Consider the following 26,417-nt stretch of genomic DNA (forward strand, 5'->3'; position numbering starts at 1 on the left):
GTATTATTTTTTAGTTATTCCCTATATCAAAATTCCATTCAGGTACTGGGGAGTCGATACGTTCCCTTTCAATAATGGCCAGGGCCTTTTTCACCAGTTCAGGCCTAATTGCCGCCAAATTATGTCGTTCTCCGGGGTCCGATTCCAAATCATAGATTTCCATTGGGGTGAAATTTTGGTCCTTCACTTTCCTTATAGCCTTCCACCGCCCCCCCATAAGTACTGCTTGGGCAGGTTTGCGATACTGCGTCTGAAACTCCCAATACAGATGCTTATGTTTTGGTTGTTCTTTTCCAAGTAGTGCGGGAAGGAATGAAATGCCATCGACCTGTTCCGGGACCTTGGCCCCTGCCAATTCCACCACCGTGGGCAATACATCCCAGAAAGCCGATACATGATCCGTGGTCTGGCCAGGGGTTATGGTCCCCTCCCAATGGGCAATCATGGGTACCCTGATGCCCCCTTCATAGAGGTCACGTTTATAACCCCTATAAATCCCGTTGCTATCAAAATAATTGGGGTCGGCACCTCCCTCAAGGTGCGGACCATTGTCCGAAGTAAAAAAAATCAAGGTGTTCTCAGCTATACCCAACGCTTTTACCTTGGCTACGATTTCCCCTACCTGTTCATCTAATACATGGATCATTGCTGCGAAAGCGGCATGTACTTCGGGTTGGGAGCCGTATCCCCCAATCTTGTATCTTTTGCAACCCGGATCACAGCCTTTATATGATTTTTCGGGCTGCAGTTTGCCCCTGTATTTTGCCATGTACCTTTCTGGTGCCTTCAACTCTGCATGTGGAACAATACTGGGAATATAAGCAAAGAAAGGTTGATCCTTGTTTTCCTCGATAAAGGCCAGTGCCTTTTCATGGATCAGTTCTGGGGCGTAGACTCCCTCCTTGTCCGCTTCGTTCTGCTGAAGCATGATTTTTTCTTCATTATGCCATAGGTGGTAGGGGTAATAGTTGTGCGCTATGAATTGGCAGTTGTACCCATAAAAGGTGTCAAAGCCTTGTTTTATAGGATCTCCCGTTGAACCTGGATATCCAAGGCCCCATTTGCCAAACGCGCCAGTGGCATATCCCTTGGCCCGGAGCACTTCGGCCAGCGTTAGGACTTCATCCGCAATGGGGTGCTGCCCTTCAGGAGCAATACTTTTATTGCCCCTTATAGGGGTGTGGCCCGTATGTTGCCCCGTCATCAAGGTACTCCGGGATGGGGCACAGACCGTGGAACCGGAATAATGCTGGGTAAACCGTATTCCGTGGGATGCCAGTGCATCTATATTCGGGGTGTTGAATCGCTGTTGTCCATAGCAACTTAAGTCGCCATAGCCCAAATCGTCTGCCAGTATATAGATAATGTTTGGCGGGTGCTTGTACACCATTTCTTGTTTTTCCTGTTTTGATCGGCACGATATTAAAAATGACAGTAGAATCATCAGCAAAAGTCTACTCGTTACATTGTGCATTGACATAATTCTTATTTACTTTCGTTTTTTATTCATGTAAATCTGTTGTGCATTTGGATGAAAATTCATCAACCTGTTGCGTATCCCTGTAAAGACCTGACAGGTTTCCAAAATCTATCAGATCTTTTGGAAGACAATATTTGATCTGTCAATGGCATGTGTTTTTTTATCTTCACAGGAATTTATGGTTATCGAAACCATAACCGTACAGATCAAAGCAAGTACCATCGGTACTAGGGCACTTTTCCTAATAAACAATTCGTTCATTTTTGTTCCAAGTAGGGTTAGGTCGCATCATCTGAGCATTGTTCTCTTTTCGCCATGCTTCCAACTCTACATACAGGTCGTGAACTACTTTGGGATTTTCTTTGGAAAGGTCGTTTGTTTCGCCCAAGTCTTTTTCCAAATCAAAGAGTAGTTTTTCGCCCGTTTCAAAATCGTGGATCAGTTTGTATTTCCCTTTACGAATGGCACTTCCTGGATTGCCCCCTTGGTTGCCATAATGGGGGTAATGCCAAAAAAGTGGACGTTCCTTATCATTAAGGCCCAGAATATTCCTGCCGTCCGTTTCGTTGGTTTCAAAGCCAACGGCTTTAGCAATGGTTGGAAAAATATCTACCCCGGTCACGGGGATATCGTTGATGCTTCCAGCCCGCTTTTGTTTAAAGTTCTTGATGATGAAGGGTACTCGAATACCACCTTCATATAACCAGCCCTTTCCCGCACGTAAAGGCAAATTCGAAGTGGGCGATCCTCCCGCTGTTGACAAGCCACCATTATCCGAAGTGAAAATTATCAAGGTGTTGTCATACAAATCCAGTTGCTTCAATTTAGCTACTACACGGCCCACATTTTCATCCATACTGCCCACCATGGCGGCATAGGTGGGATGTGCCTGAACAAAACGCTCTTTATGTGATTTGTTTTTAAAATTTCCTGCCTTCCACTTGGGGTTTTCATCAAGTTCACCAATAGTATCCTTGTCAAGATGCTTTCGCTTTGTTATGTACTTTTTTATCGCTTCATCCTTTGCTTGAAGTGGGGTGTGCACCTGATAAAAAGATAGGTTGATAAAGAAATTCGAATCTTTGTATTGCTCCAAAAAGTCGACGGCCTCATTCGTCAGTCGATCGGTGAGATATTCTCCTTTGGGCCCATCTTCCAATCTTGGATTACCGTAGGGACTGAAATAACCGTTGATTCCTTTTTTCTTGTCTCGGTCTGGGCGGCCCATATTAAACCCACCCTTATTAATGTGGTAACCTTGATTTTCGGGCCAAAAATCTTCGGTCTCGCCCAAATGCCATTTTCCGGCAAAAAAGGTTTGGTACCCTCGCTTTTGGAGTGTTTCCGCAATAGTCTCAAAAGGTAAGGCCAGTTCATTGGCAAATTCATTGGACAACCAACGGTTTTCAGGTTCGGCCCCATTGTAATGTGCCCTTCCTGGAATCCAATCGGTGATGTTCACCTTTGTGGGATACAGTCCCGTTTGGATACTTGCCCGGGAGGGGGAACAGACCGGACAAGTAGCATAGCCATTGGTAAATAAAATACCATCTTTGGCCAGCGCATCAATATTTGGGGTTTCGTAAAAACTGCTACCATATCTACCTACATCTGCCCAGCCCAAATCATCCACTACTACGAGAAGGATATTTTTTTTCAGGTCGATAGCTGTATTTGTGGTTCTTTGATTGTCCTTTTTACAGGAAATCAGGGAAAAAAGTACAAGAAGCCCTATGGTCGTCTTCATTTTGAAGTGGATGGTTTTACTTTTGGAGCTCGGCCAATTCCTTTTAATGAACTTATGGGTTTTACCGTAAAGGAATAGGTGTATTCCTTGGCAGTTAGGCGATACTCGGGATGGGGAAGTGCCTTTTGCGACCAACTGTCATCACCACCCACACCCATTTGTTTGTGGTCAACGTTCACAGTGATAAAATCCCTTGGTTTCAAGTCGTACGTATGGAGTGCATTTTCAATATCCCAAGTAGTATAGGGCCAAGCACTCATACTCAGTGGTTCGCCCTCTGCCCGGATCACAAGCCCAATATTGTTTTCATTGGTCAGGGAAAACCAATATACCTCCGTTTTATTGCTACTTTCCTGTGGACGAATGTAGGAATAATAATCCTCGGCAACCGTAGCACTGTAATGCCCTATATCGGCACCCAACTTTCTATCCCAATAGTTTTCGTGGGGGCCTTTGCCCAACCAATTTATAGTGTGAAGCTGTTCAACCACCTCAAGTTGCAACCCTAAACGGGGCAACATGGGCAAAGCTTCATCCGCAGTGAATTTGGCATCGATTTTAAAGCTCCCATCCCCGTAAATAAGGTAACTAAGGGTCATATGGGCCTTTCCACTTCCAAAAGCGAATGTGGCAATGGCCCTGGCTTCGTAATCGCTCAATTTGTTAAGGGTGAAGTCTACGGATTCTGGATTTTTTGATGCCTCTTTCCAAACTTTCAGGTTTTTTGGAGTCTTTCCTCCGCCACGATCGTTGTCTGTGGTTGGTCTCCAAAAATTTGGACGAAAACCAGACCTAACAAGGTTTTTACCTTTAAATGTATAGTGTTCCAATAGACCTGTTTCCGGATTGAAAACCAACTCAAAGTCGGCCCCCTTGACTTTGTTGCCCGAAACCGTGATTTTCCCCAAAGCGTTGGCGGTAATCGATTTAGCAGGTTTTTCAAAGGGAAGTTGAAATTGTGCCCATGCCACTTCATGGCCTTTTCCGGCCCAAAGGGCATCATTTTTTAATTCAAAACCAATGCGCAGAAAGTATACGGCTCCCGCTTTTAATTTTGGTGTTTTAAAAGGAATCGTGATTGTTCTTTCCTGGTTGGGCGCTAAATCGACGGCGTCCAAAACACCACTTTTCAACAACTTTCCATCTTCTTCCAATCTCCATAGGGCTTTAAAGTCATTTAAGTTTGTAAAATTGTGGAGGTTGGTAATTTTTATTTGGCCTTTTGCCAAATCTACAGCTTCGAATGCTATTGGCTGAGAGACTTTTTTTACTTCCCAAAGGGCTGGTTTGGGGTTCCGTGCTGGATCAACAATGCCGTTGAGGCAAAAATTGCCGGAGTTTATTTTGGTATCCCCCATATCGCCGCCAAAAGCATAGTACTCGATACCATCAGGAGCTTTTTGCAGTAATCCTTGATCCACCCAGTCCCAAATATAACCCCCAATAAGCCGTTTATTGGCTCTAATGGCATCCCAAAACTGGTATAGATTCCCGGTGGAATTCCCCATGGAGTGGGCATATTCGCACCAAATTACAGGCCGATCCTCGCCTTTGAGGTTGGCCATCTTGACCATATATTCTATAGGATTGTACATCCGGCTCACCATATCAACATAATCCGGGTCTTTAATGACTTTATCCTCAATTTTATGTTTACCGCCCGTAGTCTGCGCGCCTTCATAATGTACCGGTCGGGTTGGGTCGAACGCCCGAATCCAATTCGCCATTGTCGCATGATTAAACCCTGAGCCCGATTCATTGCCCAAGGACCAAAAAACAATACTGGGGTGGTTTTTGTCGCGTTCCACCATACGAACGGCACGTTCCAAAAAAGCAGTCGACCATGCGGCATCGTTTGATAATTTTCCACCTATGCCATGGGTTTCCAGGTTGGCCTCATCCATCACATAAATACCGTATTTATCACATAGTTCATAGAAATACTCGTTGTTGGGGTAGTGCGAAGTACGTACGGCATTGATGTTAAATTTTTTCATCATTAAAATATCCTTTAACATCAATTCACGACCAACAACTTTGCCCGTTATAGGGCTGTGGTCATGACGATTTACACCGTACATCAATACCGATTCTCCATTTACAAAGAACTCCCCGTCCCTGATTTCAGTTTCCCGAAAACCAATTTTGGTACTTCTGGCCTCCAACAGTTTTCCTTCACTACTTTTTAAGCTAAAAACAAGAGTATATAAATGTGGATGCTCCGCACTCCATTTTTTCGGATTTTTTACCATGGCCTTCATCATGGCAAAATCGGGCTTCCCACGTTGTTCGTACTTTTCATTGTAGATTGCCTTTGCCGACATACGCAATGGCCCATCCAAAATGGCTTTTCCGTCTGAATCAAAAAGCTGGGCCTCAAGAAGCTGCCCATCAAATTCCATACCGTCAAAGACCTTGATCTTTGGCCGTATTTGGAGCTCCGCATCCTTATAATTTTCATCCAAATCGGTCCGAACAAAAAAGTCGTACAGCTGTATTTTTGGTGCAGCGGAGAGATATACATCGCGATGGATACCGCTCAAACGCCAATGATCCTGATCTTCGAGGTATACCCCATCGCTCCATCGATACACTTTAACCGCCAGTTGATTCTTACCCTCTTCCAGGTAGGGTGTAATATCAAAATGGGTTGGCAATCTACTATCTTCGCTATATCCCAATAATTTGCCATTTATCCACACATAATATGCAGAACTGACACCACCGAAAGTTAAGGTCACTTGCATATCTTCCCAATTGCTGGGAATTTCAAAGGACGTGCGATACAATCCCGTGGGGTTATCATCCTTTGGAGTGAAGGGTGGGTCAACCGGTTCAAATGGATATTTTATGTTTGTATAAATGGCAGTACCATAACCATGAAGCTCCCAATTGGATGGCACGGGCAGGGTGTCCCAATCCCCATCGTTCAGGTCGGTTTTGTAAAAATTGTCCGGCACCTGTTCGGGAACGGGATGCCATTGAAATTTCCAATTGCCATTCAAGGACTTATAACGGTCACTCTTTTCTTTTTCGCCTATCCTGGCCTCGGCATTTGTGGCATAGGAGTGGGAAGTAGCCCTGGCAGGCAGACGATTTAACCCGTTTACATGGGGGTTTTGCCAAGGTTGCAATGTTTGGCCAAGCAAAAATGGACTCCCAAAAAAAAGAAAAAATGTGCAAAAGTAAATTACTCGAAGCATTGGTATCGTTATTACAGTTGGCGAATGTATCCCATATTCATTAAAAATGACGCGCCCTTGGTTGCATAAAGGGGTAACAAATGTATTACCCTAGTTGACCTTGGTCAAAATTTCGTCCAGGTCAACTTTGAAGGAAGACCCTTTCACTGCTCCAAACTGCTTCACATATTCCGCCGGACTGACGCCAAATTCCTTACTGAAACACTTGGCGAAATACTTTGGATTGCAAAAACCTGTCATATAACCCACTTCTGAAATGTACATATTGTTCTTTTTCAAAAGTTGTGAAGCTCGTTTCAGTCTTATTTTTTTGATGAAGTTAACCGGGGTTTCGTTTAGGATTGCCTGTAATTTCCTGTAAAGGTTGGCACGACTCATACCCACTTCAGAGGCGAGATACCCCACACTAAGAGCCCCGTCTTCCAATGAGTTTTCCACAATCTGTACCAGTTTCTTTATCAACTTTTCATCGTTCGACTCCAGTTCAACATCCGAGGTCTTTACAGAAATGACCTTACTGTATTTATCCTTTAATGTAGCTCTGGAGAACAAGACATTTTTCACCTTCCATTTTAAAAAATCAGGACTAAAGGGCTTTTCAATATAGTCGGTAACACCAAGGCTGAGGCATTGGATTTTGGTCTCTTCTGAATCTTTTGCAGTCAACATGAAAATAGGCAGATGGGCCATCTCTTCATTTTCCTTGATTTTTTTAAGCATGCCGATACCATCTTCCACGGGCATGAGGATATCACTGATGATGAGGTTGGGTTGCTGCTCCAGGGCTATTTGATGGCCATCCCTACCGTTTCCGGCTTCAAGAATGTCAAATTCATTGAACAGTTCTTCCCTCATCATGGTCCTTAGCTCAGGGTTATCGTCAACCAATAGGATCGTTGGGCGATTATGGAAGGGCTCTTTCTCCCTGTGTACACCGGTTGAGGTTACTTCATCAAAAATCTGATATTCAGATTTCGTTATGATGGACGGTCTTCTCCCTTTTTCCTCGGAAACAAATTCATTTTCGGCATAATGTTGTTTTTCAATGGGAAGCATAAATGTAAATGTGGTTCTTTTGTTTTCTATACTATCCAAGGAAATGGTCCCGCCGTGGACCTTTACCAGTTTTTGCACCAGTTCCATTCCAATGCCCGTTCCAGGAACCTGATTTACGGGCATTTTAGTGGATTGATAGTAACGGTCAAAAATATGTTCAAGATTTTGGGCCGGTATGCCCAAACCATTATCGGTTACATGGCATTCCACATATTTTCCCTGTTTTATTTCTTTTAAATTACTTTGCTCCAAATCAACCCTAACCATTTTTACCACAATTTTGATCTTGCCGTTTTTGGCGGTATACTTAAAGGCATTGGATAAGAGATTAAAGATTATTTTTTCAAGAATTTGTAGGTCATAGTAGCCTTTTATTTCCTTTTCACTGCAATCGAACTTGTACGCAATGCTATTGATACTCGCAAAGTCATTGAAGGCCTTCTTAAGATTCTTGATATCTTCCACAATATTGCCCTTTGCTACTTTTAGTCTAAAGGCCCCTACCTCATTTTTTCGGATATCCATAATTTGATCGATCAGCCTTCCAATACGCAGTGAATTATTATAAATCCGTTGGGCAGTGTTCTCTTGTAATTGGTACTTCCCCTCCCGTATTGCCTTTTCAATGGTTCCCTGTATCAGTGTCAATGGCGTTCTAAGCTCATGGGAAATATCAGTAAAAAAGACCATCTTCATTTTATGGTGCTCCTTGTCCTTTTGGTGGCTGACCGTTTCGGCCACAAGATTCTTTTTCATCTGAAACCAGTTTCTGATCAAAACAATTGCGCATAAAGTTGCCAAAATGAAAGCTACCACGTAAAACAAAATAGCCAAATTACTTGCCCAAAAAGGAGGGGTTATGGTAAATTTCAGTACCGCTGGGGTAGGGTTCCATACGCCATGGCTGTTGGTACTCTTTACCTTAAAAGTGTAGTTGCCCGGTTTAAGGCCGTTGTAATTGGTAGTATTGTTACTTGCCGAGGTATAGATCCAATAATCGTGGACTCCCTCCATCAAATAGGCAAAATGGTTCTTTTCAGGAGCGGTAAAATCCAGTGAAGTAAAGTCTATGGTGATATTGTTTTCATTGTAGGGCAACGTAAGATGGTTGGTAAGCAAAACGGGTTTGCCATGCCCATTTGCCGTATTTTTTAAGTTATTGGAAGTCCCCAATATTTCAAAATTGGTTATGAGGGTCCTGGCCAATTGCCTGTTTTTACTATATTCATTGGGATTGACCTTTGTAATGCTCTTGCCGTTGGTAAAATAAATATTACCTTCACTGTCTTTTATGTGTTTGTTGAATAGAAATTGGTTTTCATTGAGTCCGTCCTGGGAACTAAAATTGGTAAAACTTCTGTTTTCAACATCAAATAATGTAATTCCTTTGACCGTGGCGGCCCAAATATTTCCATTTTGGTCTTTTTCCATTGCGGCAATGGTCAGGGAATTCAAACCTTCTTTCTTTCCATACACATCAAAACCTTTTGTTTTATAATCGTAGACATTGATGCCTCCGCCCCTGGTACCAATATATATTTTTCCCTGATGTTCCAAAAAGCATAATATGGCATTGGAATTTAATCCGTTTGGGTTTTTAGGATAGAAATGTGATACACTTTCTGCCGTAAAATCCACAACAAAAATACCCTGGCCACGGGTACCTATCCAAAGGAGGTCTTCTTCATCACGATGTAGGACGGAAACGTTGAGCCCCCTTAATTTTTCCATGAGGGCTTTTTTGAACGGACACAAGGGAGCCCTGTTGTTGATAATGTCGATTCCGCCACCCCAAAGGCCTACCCAGATTTCGTTGGGGTCGATGGCGATAATGTCCATAATTCCCTCTTTATACTCCTTGATGGATTTAAGGGTAGATGGCTTGCTTGACATGGGATTTGTCATTTTTTTCAGTACACCACCGGTCCCGACAAATACATCCTTTGTATCATAGCTTTTTGCAATGGCCCCTATTTTCATGTTTTCCCTTGCTTTTACTACAAAGTCGTTAGACTTTTTATATTGGGTATGCAAAACTTCACCGGTTGTCGTTCCAAGGAGTATGTTTTGGCCACCTTTTTGGGCATATAAGGCGGTGCCGGCTGAAATGCTGGATGGCAGTCCAATGGTCTTAAAAATAAGAGTGCCATTTACCATTTTAAATACACCGTCGGAACTTGCCACCCATAAGTTTCCATGTCCATCAAGGGTCAGCGATTTAAAAATCGTCGTAGTCAACTGTTTTTTGTGGCTTTCATATAGGTTTTTGATTTTCAAACGATTTGCTTTGGCGTTGATCTTGATAATCTTCTTGGCACCCAAAACATAGTATTCGGACTTTTCCGGGTGATATTTCAAATCCCTGGGAACGAAATTTTTGTCAACGTCCAAGGGTTTCGTATCCAAAACTTCAAGTCTCCGGTCCCCTTTTCTGTAGGCCAGGATGTGCATTGAATTTCGCGTAAATGCCAGAAATGAATCTTCTTTGTACGGAGCCAGGAAAAAAGTACGCTCGGTAAAGGAAGTCTTGGAAAGCTTCCCTTTTTTATTCAAGCCCAATATCCCTTGGTCGGTGGCGAACCAAACCCTATGGTATTTACCTTCAAGAAATGAGTTGATCTTTTTGCTGTCAGGTAACACCTGATGATCTTTGGTATAGTTATGTGCCGTTTCAAATACAAGGCCCTCAACATCCTTATGTGGTCCAATCTTGATATAACCCGTTTCCCAAAGGTTGGCATAGACCGTTCCATTGGTGGTGGTACCAAGAATTTTGGTGGTATTGTTTTTATAGAACCCGTGGAACGAATTTTTAAAACGGTCGTAAAAAACCAGATAGCTTTCGGTACCTATCCACAAGTTTCCATTACCATCTTCCTCAATGCTATTAACCGTATTATTAGGTATTGAACCTTCATTGAAAACGTCATATTGGAACTCATGTAAATTCTGACCGTCATAGCGATAAAGCCCATTATTGGTTCCAATCCATAAATAGCCAATCCTATCCAGGTATACTACATTGGCATTAATGTTGAAATCTATACCATCCACTTTCAACCTAGTTAAACTGGAGGTATGTTTTTGACCAGAAGTATCATGTATTGCAATGAACAGGAATGACATCAATACCACAAAATGTTGCAATGAAGTCAAGAAAGGGGGTTTCATAAGCACAATTCTTTTTTGATCATTTCTAATTTTTAGCCTTTATATTTTACTCAAATCCTAAAATGTGAGCTCAATTATTGTCAATATTATGGATAATACTATTTGGAAGCAATAGTTGTTCAATTGCTAAATCTAAATAAGGGTATAAGAATGTTGCAGAATACCCTGTGCGGATAATTTTTGACGAAAAAATAGAATGACGAGACATTAGGTACCCTCAATTGAGATGTATTACTCCAATAAGGGAATGGTCTATGCCTAAGTTTATCCAAATAAAAACTGACCAAACTAAAATTAACTGAAAACATTCTAAACAATGCGATTTTTATGTATTTTATTGGTCTCTGTTTGGTTTTCTGGTACGGCCCAGCAAACCATTACAGGTACCGTGACAGATGTATCGGATACACCTTTACCGGGTGTGACCATATTGGTCAGTGGCACAACAAACGGTGTTGCCACTGATTTTGACGGCAATTACTCCATACTGGCCTCCCGGGGCGATGTACTTGAATTCTCTTACATTGGATTTGCTCCCCAGACCATAACGGTGGGAACATCCAATACAATTAACGTTACCCTACAGGAAGACACACAACAACTTGATGAGGTTGTTATCATTGGTTATGGTACTTCTTCAAAGAAGCAACTCGTCTCCGCAGTGGCTTCGGTAAAATCGGAAGAGATAGTAAACCAGCCTGTATCCCGGGTAGATCAGGCACTGCAGGGCCGGGCTGCGGGTGTCGAGGTGGTTTCCAACAACGGAGCCCCGGGTAACGGAGCAACCATCCGTATCAGGGGTAACAGTTCCATCAACGGAAACAATGATCCCCTGTTTGTTGTGGATGGATTTATTGTGGGTACTGGATTCAATTTAAATAATATCAATATTAATGATATAGAATCCATCGAAATCTTAAAAGACGCCACAGCGCTTGCCATTTATGGTACCCGCGGTGCTGCTGGGGTGGTCCTTATCACTACAAAAAGTGGTACTTCCCTACCTGTTGGCAAGCCTACTTTCACATTAAATTCCTATGTAAGTATGGACCAAATGGCCAATAAAATTGAGATATTGGGCGGTGAGGATTATGTGGATTACATCAATGAGGCGGGCCAGTTCGTTCCCGGTGATCCCATAGACGTCAACGGCACACCGGTGCCCATCGGTTTTACCAATCCAAGCTTGCCGTTGCAGTTTGACAATCCCGGGGAGGTGCCTTTTGTCGATTGGATCGATGAAGTATCCACCACGGGGGCAATTTACAACACTGACCTTTCCGTAACGGGAAGGACGGAAAACACAAATTACTACTCTTCCATCAACTATTTTAAGCAAGAGGGACTGATTAAAAACTCCGGTCTGGAAAGGGTAACTTTTAGGGCCAACTTTGACGTTAACGCATCCGAACGTTTTAAGTTCGGGACACGTTTAAACCTAAGTACCTTTAAAAGGGAGCGGAACAAGGTGGCCTTTGGTAGTATCATTACCAGTGTCCTTCCCATCCGAACCATATTCGATGACGAGGGTAATTTTACGGGTACCGATCCGATAAGTGGTTCACTACAGCGTAATCCTGTGGCCGATCATCAATTGCGTGTAGACCATGATTTGGTTACCAATATCATTGCCAACCTCTATGCCGAATATGAACTGTTCAGGGATTTTAGGTTAAAGACCAGTTTTGGGACAACCTTTAACTTTTTTAAAAGAAATGAATATCAACCGGGGGCCTTACCAGAACGAATATTGAACAATAATATTGGTGGCTTTGGCCGTATACGGACAACTAATTCCAAAGATTTGTTGAGCGAGACCACCTTTACCTGGGACAAGAAATTTGGTGATCATTCCGTGAACGTGCTGGGTGGTTTTACCGCCCAAAAAATCACCAGTGAAAGCACAGATCAACGTGCCGAAGGTTTCCCAAATGATGTTGTCCAGTTTAACAACCTGTCATTGGGTTCGGATCCCGAAACGTATCAAGTTGGATCAGGGTATAATCAACGTACGTTGACCTCCCTCCTGGGTCGTATTACGTACGGCTATAAAGACCGTTATATCCTGACCCTGGTGGGAAGACAAGATGGCTCTTCGGTCTTTGAGGAGGGCAACAAATATGCTTTCTTCCCCTCTGCGGGAGTAGCCTGGAACATGGACGAGGAGAGTTTCATGGCCGATTTGGAAACCATTAACAGGTTAAAGTTTAGGGGAAGCTACGGAATAGTGGGGGAACAAGGAGTGACCCCGTATAATTCCTTTGATCTATTTAATTCCACGTTCAATTATTTTAATGAAACGTTGGTGCCCGCAGTTATTTTGGACAGTCCCGGGACAAATGGGTTGACCTGGGAAACGACAAAGCAATTGGATTTAGGTCTGGAAGTGGGCTTGTTCAACAATCGGATTTCATTTGAAGCAGGCTATTACAAAAGGACTACGGAAGACTTGCTGCTGTTTAGGGATTTGCCAAACACAGCGGGAAATCGGATTTTAGAGAATGTAGGTAGCGTTGAAAACCGGGGATTTGAATTTTTGTTGGACACCAAAAATATCAGCAATGAAAACTTCAGTTGGAACACTACATTCACCTTGACATCCAATGATAGCGAGGTTTTGGATATTGGGGATGAGGAATTCATTAACCTACAATCTACCGGTAATCAAGGTGGCCCATCGGCAAGATTGATTCCGGGGGAAGCCTTTCCTTCCTTTGTGGGAGCAGAGTATTTGGGCACCTATAAGGACCCACAGGAAATTATTGATGACCAAGCGGTGGGGAGGGCCTTTTTGGGCAGTCCCCGCTATCGGGATGTCAATGAAGATGGGACAATAAATCAAGAGGACTTTTCTGTAATAGGCAGCCCTCAACCCGACTTTTTTGGGGGTCTTAGAAACAATTTTTCCTGGAAGGGATTGAACCTGGATATTTTCTTTCAATATTCTTTTGGCGCAGAAATATTCAATATTGTCACACAAAGATCCTTATTTGGAAGGGGCGATGAAAACGTGGATCCAAGGGTTTTGAACCGATGGCGTGAAGGTATTGATGAAACCTCGGACATTCCCAGGGCAGGGACCTCTACAAGCATATTCAATCCCAACAGCACGCTCAATATAGAAGATGGTTCCTTTGTTCGATTGCGAACGGTAACCCTGTCCTATGACATTCCTCTTAAAAAGGCTCGATTGGACAGTATTTTTAAAGGCTTGAACATTTATGTAACAGGTCAAAACCTTTGGTTGATATCAGACTTCACCCTAGGTGATCCCGAGGTCAATAATTTTACCTCTGCAAGCACCAATAATCAATTTGGTGGGGTTTCACAAGGATTTGCAGGAGGGGCTTATCCATATGCAACAAGTATAGTCACCGGTGTAAGAATGGAATTTTAAAAAAACAGCAATGAAAAACAAGACATTTATCCTATCAATTTGTGCAGTTTTGATGGTACTTTCAAGCTGTGACAGTTTTTTGGAAGAAGATTTGCGCAATGAGATTGCCGTGGAGAACTTTTTTAACAACGACCAAGAGGCCCTGTTGGCCGTTAATGGGCTCTACCGTATTTTACACAGGGGCACCCTATATAGGACACGGGGGCTGGACAATTACAATGTTAACGGTGCGGATGAGGTGGGTCCAAGTCGTAATGTAAATGCCCAAATACACAATTACCTTATCCAGGAAGGTGTATCCGATGGGAATGGTACCTGGGGCTCATTGTACGAAATTGTGCGCAATGCATCCTTAAACATTTCCAATATCGAAGGTAATGAAAACCTTTCCGAGGAAATTAGGAATCAAACCTTGGGTGAATCCCTTTTTATGCGTGCATTGGCCTATTTTCATTTGACCAACCTTTGGGGGGATGTCCCCTATTTTACGGAATTACTGCCCTTGGAAGACCTGGGAACATTGGAGCGTTTCCCAAGAGACCGGATAAGGGCAGATATGAAGGACGATTTGGCCAGGGCATTTGACCTTTTGCCCAGTTCTTATGGAGCCAATGAACTGGGCCGGGCCTCAAAATGGGCGGCCACGGCCCTAAAGGCCAAATTCCACCTTTTTGACCGGGAATGGGCCGAGGCCAAGGCGGAATGTGACAATATCATCAATAATTCGCCACATCGATTGCTTGATGACTTCGCTGCTGTTTTTGATCAAACCGATTTGGAAAATCAATATAACGATGAACATATTTTTGCGGTTGACTTTACGACCGACGGAGTTTTTGAGGATGCCGATACTTGGAGAACCGATGATTATAACCCAAGATTGCGGGATGAGCCCAGTAATCGTAACGATCGGCCCGGAGGTGATGGAACACCCGCCAGATGGCAGTTGCTCCAAGCCGATCTACAGGCCATTGATCAGGACATGACCGGTTTTGGTTGGGCCATTCCACTTCCGGAGTTAGCGGATAGGGCCAATTGGGAACTGGACGATCTGCGCTATGACGTTACTATTGTGACCGAATACCTGGGCTATCAATTGAGCTTTCCCTATTTTAGGAAAAATTGGAACTTGAACAATACTTCGCCAAGGTTCAACCACAATGAAAACTATGTTGTTTTTCGATTGGCAGATATTTATTTGATGGCGGCCGAGGCCGAAAACGAGTTGAACGGTCCCGATGGAGCCTATCTGTATGTGAACAGGGTGAGGGAACGTGCTTTTGAACCGGACAAGCCATGGTCGGGAATGAGTCAACAAGAATTTAGGGAAGCCATGTACGATGAACGAAAGTTTGAATTATGTACCGAAGGCCATCGAAGAATGGACTTGATTCGTTGGGGGATTCTTTTGGAGACCGTGCGCAATGTACAGCACAGGCCTTGGAACAATCCGGCAGATAATATTCAACCCTATCATGTATTATTACCAATACCACAGGAGGAGCTTATTCTAAATCCAAACCTATTGAATACGGACCCAACAAACAATGGATATCGGGGAGGTTAATTCTTGGGGAGCTAAAAGGCATACGTTTAAATGAAGGAAGTTATTAAAATTGGGCTTGGCTGCATCCTATTGCTAACGGTATGGGCTTGCAATGTAAAGGCCAAGGACAAAAACACCGGAGCGAAAGTTTCCAAATCGGAATCCAATAGACCAAATATCATTTACATTTTAGCCGATGATCTTGGCTATGGAGATATTGGAGTCTATGGGCAACAGAAATTTAAGACACCCAATATTGATAAGCTAGCCAAAGACGGTATGTTGTTCACCCAACATTATTCTGGTAGTACGGTATGTGCCCCTTCCCGTTCCACCCTAATGACCGGCATGCATACGGGTCATACAGTGGTGCGTGGTAATAAGGAAATAAGACCCGAGGGGCAATACCCAATTCCAGATAGTACCCATACCATTGCCGAAGCTTTAAAAGCCAAAGGGTATGCAACCGGAATTTTTGGAAAATGGGGTTTGGGCTATCCGGGATCCGAAGGCGATCCCATGAACCAGGGTTTTGATACCTTTTTTGGCTACAACTGCCAGCGCTTGGGCCATAATTATTATCCAAGACATTTATGGTCCAATGCAGATTCGTTGCCCATTAAAGAAAATCAAGGACAGCAAAAAGGTGTATATGCCCCCGAGTTGATACACCAAAAGACCTTACAGTTTATTGATGACCATAAGAACACGCCATTCTTCCTTTACGTTGCCACGATTATTCCGCACGCAGAATTGGCTGCACCGGAATACCTCATGCAAAAACATCGAGGAAAATACCCTCCGGAAATAGCCTTTGAAGGTTATGATAAAGGGCCTGAATACCGCCAAGGCCCTTATGAGTCCCAAAAAGAGCCCAATGCTGCATTTGCCGCCATGATGGACTTACTGGACCAGCAAGTTGGCGAGATTGTCCAAAAACTGGAAGATCTGGGGCTAACCGAAAATACCTTATTGGTTTTCACCTCTGACAATGGACCGCATCAAGAAGGTGGTGCCAATCCGGAATATTTTAACAGCAATGCCAATCTAAAAGGCTATAAACGCGATTTGTACGAGGGAGGCATTCGTGTACCAATGATCGCAAAATGGCCGGGAACCATTAGGCCCGGTTCCACTACAGATCATATATCGGCATTTTGGGATGTTTTTCCAACAGTGGTAGAGTTGGCCGGCGGTCAGCCATCAGAAGGTTTGGATGGCATTTCAATATTGCCCACCTTGATGGGAAACTCCGGAGAACAGGAAAAACATGACTATTTGTATTGGGAATTTCACGAAAAGGGGGGCAGGCAAGCGATACGAAAAGGGAAATGGAAAGCAGTGAAATACAATGTTTTTAATGGGGATTCCGAATTGGAGTTGTACGACCTGTCAGAAGACATCCAAGAAGAAGAGAATGTGGCGGAACTCCATCCCGACATTGTTGCGGAAATGGAGCAAATAATGCAGGATGCCAGAACACCTTCATCGGTATTTAAGTTTAGTCAGAAAACGTATTTAAACAGCAAGTAAAATTTAAGTTTAGTTAATTTGAGTTAGTTCTACTAATGAAGGGAGCTGTCTAAAAAGAGTATTTTGTCGGTTCGAGCGCAGTCGAGAACTTATCATAGTTCCGATTGTCAAATACATCTCTACTGCCCTCGATGTGACCAATGCGCGTAGGACTTTTTAGACAGCCCTTTTTTCTAAAGATGAGAAGGGATTTAATACAAATTGTATTGGTCTGCACGTTGTTCCAAGCAACTTTCGGCCAGATAAAGATAAATACCAAAAATGGCCATCCGATAGAAATTGGGAGCAGTGGTTTTAATGTCCGTATTGCCGATAAAGTATGGAATTACACCCACCCTGATTTCAGGAAAGCTGTGCATGAACTGCGACCAGGCTGGTTGCGTTTTTTTTCGGGGACGATGGGTGATGCTTTCAATTGTGCCACAGGTCAGTATGATCTGGATTATGCCTACATGTTTGATAAATCCAAGCAGTATCTCAGGGGATATGAATTCACGGAGATAAAAGGACCCCACCGTATTTTTGACCTTTACCAACTCTTGGGGGAAATCAACGGAAAACTCGTGGTGACCATCAATGCCTTTTCCGAAACCCCCAGAATCACCGAGGAACTTGCACGTTTTGTAAAGAACAACAATATTGAGGTCGAAGTTTGGCAGTTCTGCAATGAACCTTATTTCTATGTCCCGCACCGCGAACGGTACTGGTGGAACAATGGATACGACTATGCCCTAAAAATGCGACCACATGCAGAAGCCATACTGAAAGTTTTTCCAGATGCGCAATTGGCATTGAACTTCACCTGGGACGGTATCTGGGGGTTCATGAAAGAGATAAACCAATATCAAAGCGAGCATGGCGCCTATTGGAATACGTTTTCAAAACACTCCTATGCACCACATACGGGCAAGCGCGAACCCCTTGATAAAGCGTACCGAAGGGCAAACACCAAACTATTGGAGGCCACTGGCAAAGAAGCGATGGAAGAAATAGAAGCATATACTTCCAAAGGCATTCCCATGCTCATCACCGAGTTTGGTATTTGGAACAAGCCTTTGGATGGCATTTATTACAGTATCTACAATATCGAATATACCATGCGCCAGTTGCAACACACAAATACCCGGTGGATCGGTGCACACGAGGTCAGCAATAAATATATTCCCGAAAAGAATTTCAACCATTTGATAACAGAAGCCTATGGGAAAGGTAAAAAACTGGACACCGATTCCATTCCAACCGGAATCCACAGGCTGTTGGAGGGCAAGGCCTATAAAATTTACCATAGTGCGGTCAACAATTCCGATTTCGTTTATGCATCGGAACTATTGGGCGGTTTAAAGGTAAGTGGCATGCAGCAGACGGTGGTTGAAGGCATGTTTGCCCAAGCCTATCGTGGTACCAACGGTTATGATTATTTGGTGGTCACCAATCGCAGTTTGGAAGCTGGCGAATTTGATTTGATTTTAGATGGAAAACCTTTAAAGGGAAAGGTTGAGCTTGAATATATCTCAGCAGATGACCTAACGACGAAAAATACGGAAATACGGTCAGAAATCAACAATGGCGGGAGACTGCTTATAAGGCCATTGAGTGTCACCGTGGCCAAATGGAAATCCGATCGAAAAATTTCCTTGTCACCTCCACGGATTTATGATTTGTCAGTTACCGAAAATGGGGTGAACGCGGTTTGGGGCCATCTGGAAGGTGCCTCCGAATATCAATTGTGGTATGGAACGGCACCGGATTCCTTAACGGTCAAAATTAACGGCATAAAAGGCACTAATTACGAGGTGACCAACTTAAAATTGGGCAAAACCTACTATTTTCAAACGATTGCCTTGAGCGCTTCAGGTGATAGTTCAAAGTCCAAAATCGTTTCCCAAGGATATGAACGCCCTTCAACGCCATCAATTTTCAAAACCGCAAGACGGGATGATACGGCCACCATTATGTGGCAAAGCGTCAAAAACGCGGAAGGATATCTCTTAAAATACACATCAACAACAGGTAAAGAAAAGATCATAGATACCAAGAATGTTTTTGGGTTCCGAGTGGAGGGTCTCGAAATGAACGTTCCCCATACTTTTTCGGTAGCGGCCTATAACGGATTGGGACGGGGTAGGTTTTCGGAGTATGCAACTGTAATCCCTAAAGAAAATATTCCCTATTCCCCCAGGGACGTATCCGCTCGGGAAACTCCCAGGGGAAGTATCATGTTGAACTGGACGCCCAATGAACTAAATCCGCCCGGAACAACATATATTGTGCTTCGCGGTGAAAAATTACACGATTTTCAGGTGTTGGCATCAAATGTTAAAGGCACAGGTTTTGAGGATACCTCCATAGAAAAGGACAAGGACTTTTTTTATACGGTAAAAGCCGCTACACAACATGGGGAAAGCAATTTCTATCCCAATATTGCCACCCCCATTAAACTGGAAGCTAACTACAAGATTGAAATAACCGAGATCAACAAGGATACCGAAGGTAACTACATCATAGATGTTACATTTGGCAATATCCCTTTGGATGGTTACCATAGTTTTGGAATCATATACAGCAATATCTCCTATTTAACTGTGGAGGAAACACGTGTTGAAGGAAGTAGCGTGGACAAGAACAAAGGCAAATTTCAAGTGACCATTCCAAAGGAGGAGCTCCGACGGAATTCAAAATACGCGATAAAAGCTTATGTAAATACCAACGGAAAGGATTTGTTTGGAAGACAGCCTGACAAAACAATTACAGTTGATTAAGAAAAACGGGCTATGGTCTTGGTGCATACAATTGCCAAAATGAAAAGCAAGCCAATTATTCAACAAGATCACAGGTCAATTCGTCAAAAATGCTTACTGAGTATAGCTTATACTCCTAATTTTAGGCCAATGTTTAGAATCTTCCTATCATACCTCTTTTTGGCCAGCTTTGTTTTAGGTTGTTCCCAAGCAGAAAAGGAAAGGCCTATGCCACCCAACGTGGTCTTCATTTTTCTTGACGATCTGGGTTATGGGGACTTAAGTTGCTATGGCAATGATAAAATCGTTACTCCAAATTTTGATGCCCTCGCCAAAAATGGTATAAAGTTCACCCAGTTTTATAGCAACGCGCCCGTTTGTTCACCATCGCGAGTGGCATTTATCACTGGTCAGTATCCTTTCAGAAGGCGAATCCATGGGGTTGTTGGTAGTACAAAAAACAATAAAGCAAGAAGGCAGGCCAATTTTTTGGATACCATAGGACCCTTGTTGCCAAAAATGTTGAAAAATAATGGATATGCAACGGCACATTTTGGGAAATGGCATATGGGCGGAGGGCGAGATATTGGCAATGTCCCCTACCCTACTGATTATGGCTATGACCAGAGCCTTGTTGGTTTTGAAGGCATAGGCGACCGAATACTTGATTTAGAGGACCATGCCCTAAGCAATAGGAGTGCCAAATTGGGAAAGGGCAGGATTGCCAGGATACCCAAAAGGGATATTACACGAATTTATGTTGATAGCGCGCTCTCGTTCATAAAACGAAACAAGGATCGACCCTTCTATGTCAATATCTTTCCCGGTGATGTCCATGACCCTTTTAAACCAACGGAATCTGAAATTAAAGGGTTTAGGCCTATCGCGAGGGATGAGGAAGAAGCCAAATTTTTTGCTGTGCTCAAAGAAACTGATAAGCAGGTGGGCAGGTTTGTTCAGGGCCTGGAGTCCATGGGGCTGATTGATGATACCATTATTATCATGTCAAGCGATAATGGGCCTACCGATTGGCCGCGATATTATAAACACAACGGACAACCCCCATCAAGCCAAGGAAATTTACGGGGTAGAAAATGGAGCCTATATGAAGGAGGGATTCGGGTACCCTTACTAGTACAGTGGAAAGGGCATCTCCCTGAAAATTCTGTGGACAGTACCACGGTTGGAGCTGTAATGGACTTGTTTCCCACGATAATGAACCTTACCGATTCCAATTTCAAAGAGGTTGCACCCAATCTTGATGGTATTCCATTGGATGGAGCAATTTATGGGACATCACAATCAAGAAAAGAACCCATATTCTGGTACTTCCCCAACCAGCCTGTTCCCGGCAATCCCGAATTTATGACTCCCAAATTGGCCATGCGATATGCAGATTGGAAGTTTTTGGTCAATGAAGACGGGACCGGTGCAGAACTGTACAATTTAAAACACGATCCAAAAGAAAGTAGTAACATAGCACAGGACCATATGGAACGTGTCGAAATTTTTACCAAGGAAATCTTGGATTGGTATGAGCAGACTGTGGTATTCGTAAATTAAAAACCATTAGAAAATGAAGGAAAATTTAGTTTTTACAATATTGGGCCTTTTTATGACCGCAATGGTAGGTCAGGTAACTCCACATAGAACCGCCCTTGTGACGCAATGGGCAAAAAAAATTGACGAAAATTCGGTTTGGAATGAATACCCCAGGCCACAATTGGAACGTGAAGACTGGCAAAATTTGAATGGACCATGGGATTTTCACCTTGGCAAACGAACCGAGGGAAGACCTCAAAATTTTTCAAGAACGATTTTGGTACCCTTTGCGGTGGAATCAAAACTATCCGGCATTCAAGAAACGGTACTCCCTCAACATCGACTTTGGTACAGCAAGGATTTTGAGCTGAAGGACAGCTTTGCTGGAAAAGATATTATCCTTCATTTTGAAGCTGTTGATTATGAAGCAATGGTATGGGTCAACAATGTCATTGTGGGAAGCCATAAAGGCGGATATGATAGGTTTTCATTTGATATCACGCCGTATTTGAAGAAAGGGAAGAATACCATTACGGTCGCTGTTGATGACCCAAGTAATTTTGGTTCACAAGCCAGGGGAAAACAACAGTTGCCCTCACAGGGGATTTGGTATACCCCGGTGAGTGGTATTTGGCAAACGGTTTGGTTGGAAGGGGTCTCCACAAAAGCTTGGATCAAGGAGGTGAAGATAACTCCTGATATCGACAATGGAACCGTTTCCATAGTGCCCATGCTGAACAAACCCTCCCCTGAAAAATTCCAGGTCAGGATCAAAGCCTCTTCTCAGGGTAAGTTGGTTGCCAATACAGAAATTGCTGCCGAAGAACTGGCAACCCTTTCCATTGAAGACGCCAAGCTTTGGGCTCCCGACTCCCCTTTTCTTTACGATCTTGATTTGGTTTTAATCGATGAAAAAGGCCGAGTTTTGGACGAGATCAAAAGCTATTTTGGAATGCGAAAAATCAGTTTGGGTGACCATAAAGGAGGTAAATACCTGTTTTTGAACAATCAACCACTTTTCCAGTATGGAACCTTAGATCAAGGCTGGTGGCCTGATGGATTGCACACGCCGCCCAGCGATGAAGCTATGCGATGGGATATTGAAATGACAAAAAAAATGGGGTTCAATACCATTCGCAAGCACATAAAAGTAGAACCGGACCGCTGGTATTACCATTGCGACCGATTGGGGATGTTGGTTTGGCAAGATATGCCGTCGGGTATGATGGTAGTGCCAAATCCTGAACCGGAAAAGCGACCCATTCATTTACAACACGCAAAAAAAGGCGCTCCCGATCTACACCTGACCATCGAAACCAAAATGCAGTACGAGCATGAGATGAAACAGATGATTTATGAACATTACAATTACCCTAGCATTGTAATGTGGGTTCCCTTCAACGAAGGTTGGGGGCAGTACGATACCTGTAGGATTGCGGATATGGTCAAAGCCCTGGATGGCTCTCGTTTAATTAACGCTGTAAGCGGTTGGTCGTTACGGCCCTGTGGGGAAATATATGACATCCATTCCTATCAAAAGGAAGTGAAGATTCCTTCCATTTCAAAGGATATGGCATCGGTCATTGGGGAGTACGGGGGCATCGGTTTTCCCGTAGATGGACATCTGTGGAAGCCAGGATTTAAAAATTGGGGATATCAGACCTATGATTCCGAAGGGAAGCTACTCGAAAATTACAGGTTGAAATTCGACCAAATCGTAAAAATGAAGGAAGAAAATGGACTCTCAGCGGCAATTTACACGCAGACCACGGATGTTGAGGGTGAGGTAAACGGATTGATTACCTACGATAGGAAGGTTGTCAAAATGCCTGTGGAAACCTTGGCAAAAATGCATGAAGTACTCTATAAAAAATAATAGGGCGCAAGATGAAAAATACAGTTTTCATAGTGCTACTTGCACTTTTTTGTTCCCATGGCAACGGTCAATCGGAAGTTATAAAAGAATACCCCAATATTTTGATGATTTTGGTGGATGACCTCAAACCTGCTTTGGGCAGTTATGGCGATACCACTGCGCTAAGCCCAAATATCGATAAATTGGCCGCAAGCAGTCTCCAATTTGAGCGTGCTTATGTGAACCAAGCCGTTTGTGGGCCTTCCCGATACAATTTGATGTTGGGCATGCGCTCCACAAGTTCAGGAATCTATGGTTTTGGCAGAAATTTTAGGGAGACCTTTCCTAAAGCGGTCACCTTGCCCCAATACTTTAAGCAAAATGGCTATCACGTAGAATCAATGGGCAAAGTGTATCATGTGGGTCATGGGCAAAGTGATGATGGGCTATCCTGGAGCGTGCCTTCCCGAAAGGATAAGGTCATTGAATACATCTTGCCCGAAAGTAAAGAAGGTCCCTTGACGCGTGAGGAAGCCTTTTTTGAGAATACGAGAAAACACCTGAAAAACATTCCAAAAAATAAGGATTTGCCCCGGGGGGCGGCTTGGGAAATGCCCGATGTACTCGACGATGCTTATGCCGATGGGCGTGTGGCACGCCATGCCATTGACCGTCTGCGTAAATTGGGAAAAGAAAAAAAGCCATTTTTTATGGCCATAGGTTTTGCCAGGCCACACCTTCCATTTTCGGTGCCCAAAAAGTATTGGGATATGTACGATCCAGCCAAGTTGCCCATGCCCGAATTTGAAGATTTTCCAAAGGATGCCCCACAGATTGCACAAAAGCGGGGCGGTGAAATCACACAGTTTTTTCCCGTACCGGAGGACAAAGGTGTAGCCTATTCCGAAGAACTTAAAAGAACCCTTATTCATGGGTACTATGCCAGTATTAGTTATATGGATGCGCAGTTGGGCAAAGTCATGGATGAATTAAAGCGACTGGAACTTGACAAAAGAACCATAGTATTGCTTTGGGGTGACCATGGTTGGCATTTGGGTGACCATGGTATTTGGACGAAGCATACAAATTACGAGCAACCCACACGGATTCCATTTTTAGTTCGGGTCCCTGGGATTACCAAGGAAAGAGCAAGTACCGAACAATTTATGGAAACCGTGGATATTTATCCTACTTTGGTGGATTTGGCAGGTTTGGCGCAACCTGTTGGCATCCAAAAATTGGATGGAATCAGTCTTAAGCCGGTTTTGGAAAATCCCACAAAAGTCACTAAAGATCATGCCTATCATGCCTACAAAAAACGGAGTTACATTGGTGAGGCCATTCGTAACAAGCGATACCGTATGGTACGATGGACCAATTCAAAAGATTTGGATGACGTGGTATACGAACTGTATGATTATGATGAAGACCCCTTAGAAACCAAAAACATCGCCAAGGAGCATAAAAAGATCGTAAAGGCAATGGAGGATATTTTAAACCAATATCCAAGGGCAAAAGAATTGAGGTGATCAAAAAAGGCTATGACATGGGAACCTCACTTATAATTGATCCATGGGTCGTTTTTTCAACCCCACTTTTTCCTAAGTAAAGGGAGTTGTTGTGGATTGTAATCCCGATGACGGCCATCGTTTAAATTACAACATATGCTACCACATTTTGCATCATCTTAAATTGTTTATAAATCGAAATAACGGTTAGCTTTACAATACGCCATCCATAATGCGATACACATCATGTCAAAGTCCCATATACTTATCGTTTTGCTGCCAGTTTTATTTGGAATCAGTGGCTGCAAGGACAAAATCAAAAAAGGAAACAATTCTCATATGGTAGATTCTGAACGCATTACGTTTTCAAAAATAAAAGCATCAAATTTTGAAACTGAAATCGAAGGAAAAAAAGTAGGGCTATATACTTTGAAAAACAAAAATGGTATTGAGGCAACATTTACCAATTATGGCCAGCGCTTAATTTCATTGTACGTGCCCGACAAGGATGGGAATTTTGACGATATCGTACTCGGGTTCCCATCATTGCACCAATACAGAACGGCCAGGGAAAAATACTTTGGGGCTACCATAGGAAGATATGGCAATAGAATAGCACAAGGCAAATTTTCAATCGATACCGTGATGTATACATTGGCAACCAATAACGGTAGCAACCACCTACATGGCGGAAACAAAGGCTTTGAAAGTGTAGTTTGGGATGGTCAACAAAAATCGAACAATGAAATTGAATTTTATCGAACCTCACCCCATATGGAAGAGGGATATCCGGGTAATCTCTCCGTAAAAGTAACCTATAGGTTGACCGATGAGAATGAGTTGATCATCAATTATAAGGCCCAAACGGACAAAAAAACGGTCCTGAACCTTACCCATCACTCATTTTTTAATCTAAAAGGGCATGGAAATGGCACCATAAACAATCATAGGTTACAAATTAATGCAGACCGCTTTACACCGGTAGACAAAGATTTGATTCCTACCGGAGAGCTTAAGAAGGTAGAAAATACACCTTTTGATTTTCGAACACTAAAACCTATTGGTCAAGATTTGAATTCAGAAAACCAACAATTAAAATATGGTCTGGGCTATGACCACAACTTTGTATTGAACACTGGCACCAAAAACAGCGATGGCCTTTCACTGGCAGCTAAAGTGGTAGAGCCGGAAACCGGACGAACCATGGAAGTATGGACCAATGAACCGGGACTTCAGTTCTATGGAGGTAATTTTTTGAAAGGCGAAGAAGGCAAATTGGACAAAACCTATGATTTTAGGGGAGCTTTTTGTTTGGAAACACAACACTTTCCGGATTCTCCCAACCAAGCCAGTTTTCCAAGTACTGTCCTAAGCCCGCATGAAACCTATAAATCAACATGTATTTATAAATTTTCCGTAATAAACTAAACTACTATAGCCTAAAGACGATAGGTTTGATTCCGACTGTAAGTAGGCCAAAGATTTGACCGGATGCACGATAAATTTCACTTTTTGGAAATACAAGCACTTTTTTCCTCGATGATACAGACGAAATCGAGGGGAAAAAGACCTGATGAGGTTTTGCTTGTGCTGAGCGATCTGCATTGAGCTTGCCTGCCCTGAGCGAAGTCGAAAAATCGA

12 protein-coding genes are annotated in these 26,417 nt (G+C 43.2%); 8 read left to right on the forward strand and 4 right to left on the reverse strand.

Going from position 1 to position 26,417, the window contains the following annotated elements:
• Window positions 1-10 precede the first annotated feature (10 nt).
• From L0P88_RS05695 to L0P88_RS05710, 4 genes are all read right to left on the reverse strand, one after another.
• Entirely contained in the window at window positions 11-1,390 is a 1,380-nt protein-coding gene (locus tag L0P88_RS05695; RefSeq protein WP_247133652.1) for an arylsulfatase, read from the reverse strand.
• A 331-nt stretch (window positions 1,391-1,721) separates the two neighbouring features.
• Complete coding sequence (locus L0P88_RS05700) at window positions 1,722-3,227, reverse strand: sulfatase (protein ID WP_247133653.1); 1,506 nt, start codon at window positions 3,225-3,227, stop codon at window positions 1,722-1,724.
• Window positions 3,224-6,361 (reverse strand): glycoside hydrolase family 2 TIM barrel-domain containing protein, encoded by a 3,138-nt coding sequence (locus tag L0P88_RS05705; RefSeq protein WP_247133654.1) that lies wholly within the window; start codon window positions 6,359-6,361, stop codon window positions 3,224-3,226. The genes L0P88_RS05700 and L0P88_RS05705 overlap by 4 nt, the downstream gene beginning before the upstream one ends.
• Before the next feature lie 159 nt (window positions 6,362-6,520).
• Window positions 6,521-10,657 (reverse strand): ATP-binding protein, encoded by a 4,137-nt coding sequence (locus tag L0P88_RS05710; protein ID WP_247133655.1) that lies wholly within the window; start codon window positions 10,655-10,657, stop codon window positions 6,521-6,523.
• A gap of 316 nt (window positions 10,658-10,973) precedes the next feature.
• Between L0P88_RS05710 and L0P88_RS05715 the strand changes: the two genes are divergently transcribed.
• The 8 genes from L0P88_RS05715 to L0P88_RS05750 all read left to right on the forward strand — a co-directional run bounded on the left by L0P88_RS05715 (window position 10,974) and on the right by L0P88_RS05750 (window position 26,204).
• A complete protein-coding gene (locus L0P88_RS05715) occupies window positions 10,974-14,054 on the forward strand; it encodes a SusC/RagA family TonB-linked outer membrane protein (protein WP_247133656.1) in 3,081 nt (1,026 codons plus the stop codon).
• A 10-nt stretch (window positions 14,055-14,064) separates the two neighbouring features.
• Window positions 14,065-15,621, forward strand: coding sequence for a RagB/SusD family nutrient uptake outer membrane protein (locus L0P88_RS05720; RefSeq protein ID WP_247133657.1), 1,557 nt, complete (start codon window positions 14,065-14,067; stop codon window positions 15,619-15,621).
• 30 nt (window positions 15,622-15,651) lie between these two features.
• A complete protein-coding gene (locus L0P88_RS05725; protein ID WP_247133658.1) occupies window positions 15,652-17,133 on the forward strand; it encodes an arylsulfatase in 1,482 nt (493 codons plus the stop codon).
• A gap of 179 nt (window positions 17,134-17,312) precedes the next feature.
• On the forward strand, window positions 17,313-19,892 hold the full coding sequence (locus L0P88_RS05730; RefSeq protein ID WP_247133659.1) for a fibronectin type III domain-containing protein: 2,580 nt from the start codon (window positions 17,313-17,315) through the stop codon (window positions 19,890-19,892).
• Between the two features lie 129 nt (window positions 19,893-20,021).
• Window positions 20,022-21,434 carry a sulfatase-like hydrolase/transferase gene (locus L0P88_RS05735; protein WP_247133660.1) on the forward strand — a complete coding sequence of 471 codons (1,413 nt, stop codon included), beginning with the start codon at window positions 20,022-20,024 and terminating at the stop codon, window positions 21,432-21,434.
• A gap of 13 nt (window positions 21,435-21,447) precedes the next feature.
• On the forward strand, window positions 21,448-23,289 hold the full coding sequence (locus L0P88_RS05740) for a glycoside hydrolase family 2 protein (protein WP_247133661.1): 1,842 nt from the start codon (window positions 21,448-21,450) through the stop codon (window positions 23,287-23,289).
• A gap of 11 nt (window positions 23,290-23,300) precedes the next feature.
• A complete protein-coding gene (locus tag L0P88_RS05745) occupies window positions 23,301-24,797 on the forward strand; it encodes a sulfatase (RefSeq protein ID WP_247133662.1) in 1,497 nt (498 codons plus the stop codon).
• Between the two features lie 225 nt (window positions 24,798-25,022).
• The gene (locus L0P88_RS05750; RefSeq protein ID WP_247133663.1) at window positions 25,023-26,204 is read left to right on the forward strand and encodes an aldose epimerase family protein; all 1,182 of its coding nucleotides are present in this window, start codon (window positions 25,023-25,025) and stop codon (window positions 26,202-26,204) included.
• Window positions 26,205-26,417 lie beyond the last annotated feature (213 nt).

Origin of the sequence: Muricauda sp. SCSIO 64092, from assembly GCF_023016285.1 — a bacterium.
Classification (GTDB): Bacteria; Bacteroidota; Bacteroidia; order Flavobacteriales; family Flavobacteriaceae; genus Croceivirga.

Coding starts and splice junctions, on each gene's coding strand:
- L0P88_RS05695 (WP_247133652.1), bottom strand. CDS start 1,390: ATGGTGTACAAGCACCCGCCAAACATTATCTATATACTGGCAGACGAT.
- L0P88_RS05700 (WP_247133653.1), bottom strand. CDS start 3,227: ATGAAGACGACCATAGGGCTTCTTGTACTTTTTTCCCTGATTTCCTGT.
- L0P88_RS05710 (WP_247133655.1), bottom strand. CDS start 10,657: ATGAAACCCCCTTTCTTGACTTCATTGCAACATTTTGTGGTATTGATG.
- L0P88_RS05715 (WP_247133656.1), top strand. CDS start 10,974: ATGCGATTTTTATGTATTTTATTGGTCTCTGTTTGGTTTTCTGGTACG.
- L0P88_RS05720 (WP_247133657.1), top strand. CDS start 14,065: ATGAAAAACAAGACATTTATCCTATCAATTTGTGCAGTTTTGATGGTA.
- L0P88_RS05725 (WP_247133658.1), top strand. CDS start 15,652: ATGAAGGAAGTTATTAAAATTGGGCTTGGCTGCATCCTATTGCTAACG.
- L0P88_RS05730 (WP_247133659.1), top strand. CDS start 17,313: ATGAGAAGGGATTTAATACAAATTGTATTGGTCTGCACGTTGTTCCAA.
- L0P88_RS05735 (WP_247133660.1), top strand. CDS start 20,022: ATGTTTAGAATCTTCCTATCATACCTCTTTTTGGCCAGCTTTGTTTTA.
- L0P88_RS05740 (WP_247133661.1), top strand. CDS start 21,448: ATGAAGGAAAATTTAGTTTTTACAATATTGGGCCTTTTTATGACCGCA.
- L0P88_RS05745 (WP_247133662.1), top strand. CDS start 23,301: ATGAAAAATACAGTTTTCATAGTGCTACTTGCACTTTTTTGTTCCCAT.
- L0P88_RS05750 (WP_247133663.1), top strand. CDS start 25,023: ATGTCAAAGTCCCATATACTTATCGTTTTGCTGCCAGTTTTATTTGGA.